The 4,442-nt window shown below is 74.4% G+C and carries 5 protein-coding genes; 3 read left to right on the top strand and 2 right to left on the bottom strand.

Annotation, left to right across the window (positions count from 1 at the left end; translation table 11 throughout):
• Both Q6969_RS13305 and Q6969_RS13300 read left to right on the top strand, forming a co-directional pair.
• Positions 1 to 358: hypothetical protein (locus Q6969_RS13305; RefSeq protein WP_317230866.1), on the top strand; the 358-nt coding region annotated here is incomplete at its 5' end.
• 12 nt (positions 359 to 370) lie between these two features.
• Entirely contained in the window at positions 371 to 1,174 is an 804-nt protein-coding gene (locus tag Q6969_RS13300) for a DNA-formamidopyrimidine glycosylase family protein (protein ID WP_317230865.1), read from the top strand.
• 109 nt (positions 1,175 to 1,283) lie between these two features.
• Here Q6969_RS13300 and Q6969_RS13295 read toward each other — a convergent pair whose 3' ends face one another.
• Positions 1,284 to 2,816, bottom strand: coding sequence for an amino acid permease (locus tag Q6969_RS13295; protein ID WP_317230864.1), 1,533 nt, complete (start codon positions 2,814 to 2,816; stop codon positions 1,284 to 1,286).
• A 254-nt stretch (positions 2,817 to 3,070) separates the two neighbouring features.
• On the opposite strand from Q6969_RS13295, the gene Q6969_RS13290 reads away from it, so the two are divergent.
• Positions 3,071 to 4,060: a sigma-70 family RNA polymerase sigma factor gene (locus Q6969_RS13290; protein ID WP_317230863.1), complete on the top strand. Its 990-nt coding sequence runs from the start codon at positions 3,071 to 3,073 to the stop codon at positions 4,058 to 4,060.
• A gap of 73 nt (positions 4,061 to 4,133) precedes the next feature.
• On the opposite strand, the gene Q6969_RS13285 is transcribed toward Q6969_RS13290, so the two are convergent.
• Positions 4,134 to 4,442, bottom strand: a 309-nt coding sequence (locus Q6969_RS13285; RefSeq protein ID WP_317230862.1) for an ANTAR domain-containing protein, incomplete at its 5' end; no start/stop codon positions are given.

The raw sequence follows: 4,442 nt of genomic DNA, 5'->3' as shown, positions 1-4,442 counted from the left end.
CTCGGGGACGACCGCGAGCGCGACCGCGGTCGCCGCCGCCGGGAGCGTCGACGCGCGCGGCGAGCGGCCCACCGGCCACCGCGCGGGACGCAAGGCCGGGGCGCTCGTGGTGCTGGTGGACGGCGAGCTGGTGCTCTACGTCGAGCGCGGCGGCAAGACCATGCTGCTGTTCGACGACGACGAGGCCGTGCTCCGCGCCGCCGCGGAGTCGCTCGGCCAGATCGTGCGGCGCGGCGGGGTCGCGAAGCTCGCCATCGAGAAGGTCAACGGCGCCTTCATCCTCGGCACGCCGCTCGGCACGGCGCTGCAGGAGCACGGGTTCTCCGCCACGCCGCGCGGGCTCCGGATGCGCTCGTGACGGGGGCAGCGCGTGCCTGAGGGCGACACGGTCTACCGGACCGCCGCCCACCTGCAGGAGGCGATCGGGGGGCAGGTGCTGACGCGCACCGACTTCCGCGTGCCGGCCTTCGCGACGCTCGACCTCGTCGGCCAGGAGGTCGACGAGGTCGTGAGCGTGGGGAAGCACATCCTGCACCGCATCGGCGACCTGACCGTCCACAGCCACCTCAAGATGGAGGGGTCCTGGCACATCTACCAGCACGGCACCGCGTGGCGCCGGCCGGCGTTCGAGGCGCGGGTGGTGCTCGAGACGGCGGAGCGGGTGACGGTGGGGTTCGCGCTCGGGGTGCTGGAGGTGATCCCGCGCGACCAGGAGCACACGGTCGTGGGGCACCTCGGGCCGGACATCCTCGGGCCCGGCTGGGACGACGCGCAGGCCGAGGAGGTCGTGCGCCGGATCTCGGCCCAGCCCGACCGCGCCATCGGCCTCGCGCTGCTCGACCAGCGGAACGCGGCCGGCATCGGCAACGTCTACCGCGCCGAGCTCTGCTTCCTGCGCGGCGTGCTGCCCACGCGTCCCGTGCGCGAGGTACCGGACCTGCCCGCCATGGTCGCGCTCGCCCGCCGCACCATGCGCGCCAACCGCGACCGCATCGAGCGCACCACCACGGGCGACCTGCGCCGCGGCCGCACCGACTGGGTCTACGGCCGCACGGGCAAGCCGTGCCTGCGGTGCGGCACGCGCATCCAGCAGGGCCAGCTCGGCGATCCCGTGCGCCCCGGCATGGGCGCGCAGGACCGGGTCACCTACTGGTGCCCGCGCTGCCAGACCTGACGCGGATCGCGGGTCCCGGCGCCCGACCGGGCCCGGGGCCGGACCGACGCGGGACGAACCCCAGCGCCGGACCGGCCCCATGCGCAGGGCCGACCTCGCCGGCCGGGCCTCAGTCCCGCGGCGTGGACGCCGAGGGCAGCTCGGGCGCGGGGTCTCCGCCCGCCCGGAGGCGCGCCTCCTCCTGGCCGAGCACCGAGTGGCGGCGTCCGTACAGGAAGTAGACCGCGAAGCCGAGCGCGAGCCACACGAGGAACCGGACCCAGGTGAGGGTCGTGAGGTTCAGCATCAGCCAGATGCAGAGCACCGCGGAGAGGATCGGCAGCCACGGCATGAAGGGCACCCGGAAGGACGCGTGGATGTCGGGGCGCTTGCGGCGCAGCACGATCACGCCGATGCTCACGAGCACGAACGCGGACAGCGTGCCGATGTTGATCATCTCCTCCAGCACGCCCACGTCGGTGAAGCCGGCGAGGGCCGCGACGACGACGCCCGCGATGATCTGCACCCGCACGGGCGTGCGGCGCTTGGCGCTCGTGCGGCTGAGGCCGCGGGGCAGCAGCCCGTCGCGGCTCATCGCGAAGACGACGCGGGCGAGGCCGAGCAGCAGCACCATGAGCACGGTGGTGAGGCCGAGGAGCGTTCCGATGGAGATGACCTGCGCCGCCCATCCGGCGCCCACGGCGGTGAAGGCGGTGGTGAGCGACGGGTCCTCCGCGTCGGCGAGCACGGTGTACGGCACCATGCCGGTGAGCACGAGGGTCACCAGCACGTAGAGGACCGTGACGACCGCGAGGCCGGCGAAGATGCCGCGCGGGAGGGTGCGCTGCGGGTCCTTCACCTCCTCGGCGCTGGTGGCGACGACGTCGAAGCCGATGAAGGCGAAGAAGACGAGCGAGGCGCCGGCGAGCAGGCCGTAGAGGCCGTACTGCGTGGGCTCCTGCCCGCTCGCCCAGGAGAAGAGGGACTGGGTCCACACGTCCGCGGAGGCGCCCTCGGCGGGACGCTGCGGCGGGATGAAGGGCGAGTAGTTCTCCGCCTTCACGTAGAACGCGCCGACGACGATGACGAACAGGACGACCGCGACCTTGAGCACGGTGAAGACGCTCGAGACCCGGCTGGAGAGCTTGGTGCCGAGCACGAGCAGCACGGTGAAGACGGCGGTGATGAGCACGGCGCCCCAGCTGATGCCGAGGCCGAACACGGTGATGGTGGAGGGGATGTCGAGCCCGGCGAGCTGCAGAGCCGACTCGAGGTAGATGCCCCAGTACTTGGCGATGACGGCCGCCGCGGTGAGCATCTCGAGGATGAGGTCCCAGCCGATGATCCAGGCGAGCAGCTCGCCCATGGTGGCGTAGGTGAACGTGTACGCGCTGCCCGCCACGGGCACGGCGGAGGCGAACTCGGCGTAGCACATGATGGCGAGGCCGCACGTGACCGCGGCGAGCACGAACGCGAGCGTGACCGACGGACCGGCGTAGTTCCCGGCGGCCTTCGCGCCGACGGAGAAGATGCCGGCGCCGACCGCGACCGCCACGCCCATCAGCATGAGGTCCCAGGTGCCGAGGGAGCGCGTGAGGCTGCGCTCGCCTCCCGCGGCGTCGGCGAGCGACGACTCGATGCTCTTCGTGCGGAACAGGCTCATGGGGCGTCCGTTCGATCGGGTTGGCGGCGGGGAACGGGGACCGAGCCTACCGGCGGTCCGGTGACGCCCCCGCCCGGGGGCGCCGCACCCCGCGGATCCGCATGCCCGCGCACGCCGACACGCCCGGGGCGACGGAGGAGCAGGAGAAGCAGGAGGAGAAGTGCTCCCCCGACCTAGGCACCTCGGAGAAGCAGTGCTTCTCTGGAGGAGCGGTCAAGCAGCGTGCCGCATCCGTCTCGTCCGGAGGGTCCCCAGTGACCGAAACGCTGCGCTCCCGCGCCCGCGCCGCCGTCCCGCCCGTGCCCCTCGGCCGGGCCGCCCACGGCACCGCCCCGGCCGTCCGCCCGCCGGTCGCCCTCTCCCGCACGGCGGAGCCGCCGACGGGGCTCGCCGCCGTCCGGGACGAGAAGCGCCGGGTGACGCAGGACCGCTTCGAGCGGGCCGCGGCCGCCGCGGAGGGCCCCGCGGGGGACGCGGAGCGCCGGCGCCTCCACGAGCGGATCGTGCTCGACCACCTCGAGCTCGCCGACCGGATCGCCCGCCAGCACTCGGGCCGCGCGCACGACTGGAGCGACCTCCGCCAGGTCGGGTACCTCGGGCTCGTCAAGGCCGCGCGCCGCTACGACCCGGGGTTCGGCGCGCCGTTCGTGTCGTTCGCGATCCCGACGATCTCCGGTGAGATCAAGCGGCACCTGCGCGACAACGGCTGGGTCGTGCGGCCGCCGCGCCAGGTCCAGGAGCTGCGGCACGCCCTGCTGGCCGTGGTGCCCGCGCTCACCCAGCGCCTCGGCCGCACCCCGACCGACCAGGAGCTCGCGACGCACACCGGCCACCCGCGGGAGGCCGTCGTCGAGGCGCTGGCCGCCCACACGAGCCTGCGGCCCGTGTCGCTCGACTTCACCGTGCAGGAGGAGGAGGGCACGTCGCTCGCCGACACCCTCGGGGCGGAGGACCCGGGCTACGTGCGCGCCGAGCGCACCCTGCTGCTGGACGCGGCGCGCGGGATCCTCAGCGACCGCGACCGGCGGATCCTGCACCTGCGCTTCGTCGACGAGTGCAGCCAGAGCGAGATCGCGGCCGAGCTGGGCGTGACGCAGATGCAGGTCTCGCGGCTGCTCGCGCGGATCCTCGGCCAGCTGCGCACCGAGCTGACCCGCGGCGAGCCGGCCGCCCTGCCGGAGGTCGCGCCGCTCGCGGCGGTGTCGCCCATCCACCCGAGCGGGGTCGCCCGGCGGTCCGCGTAGGGCGGGACGCGCAGCGCGCCCGTGCGGCGCGGTCCCTGCACGGCGGGCGGCGTGACTCGGGCCGCCCGACCGGTCAGACGGTCGGCAGCGCGCCCGTCTGCACGACCCGGCGCGCGACCTCGACGAGCTTCACGTTGCCGTCCTGCGAGTAGCGGCGGAGCACCTGGAACGCGCGTTCGGCGTCGAGCGAGAAGCGCTCCATGAGGATGCCCTGCGCCTGGCCGATGAGCGTCCGGGACGCGAGGCCGCGCTCGAGCTCCTCGGCGGCGTCCCATGCGGCGAGCGCGATGCGCGCGTGCAGGGCGATCTCCTCCGCGGCGTCCCGGTCGCGCGCGTCGAGCGGTCCGGAGGCGCGGTGCAGCGCGACCGCGCCGGCGCGGTC

Origin of the sequence: Clavibacter sp. MX14-G9D (assembly GCF_032917815.1) — a bacterium.
Classification (GTDB): Bacteria; Actinomycetota; Actinomycetes; order Actinomycetales; family Microbacteriaceae; genus Clavibacter; species Clavibacter michiganensis_K.
Note: the sequence above shows the minus strand (reverse complement) of the source record. Positions and strands in the feature narration are given on the sequence as shown.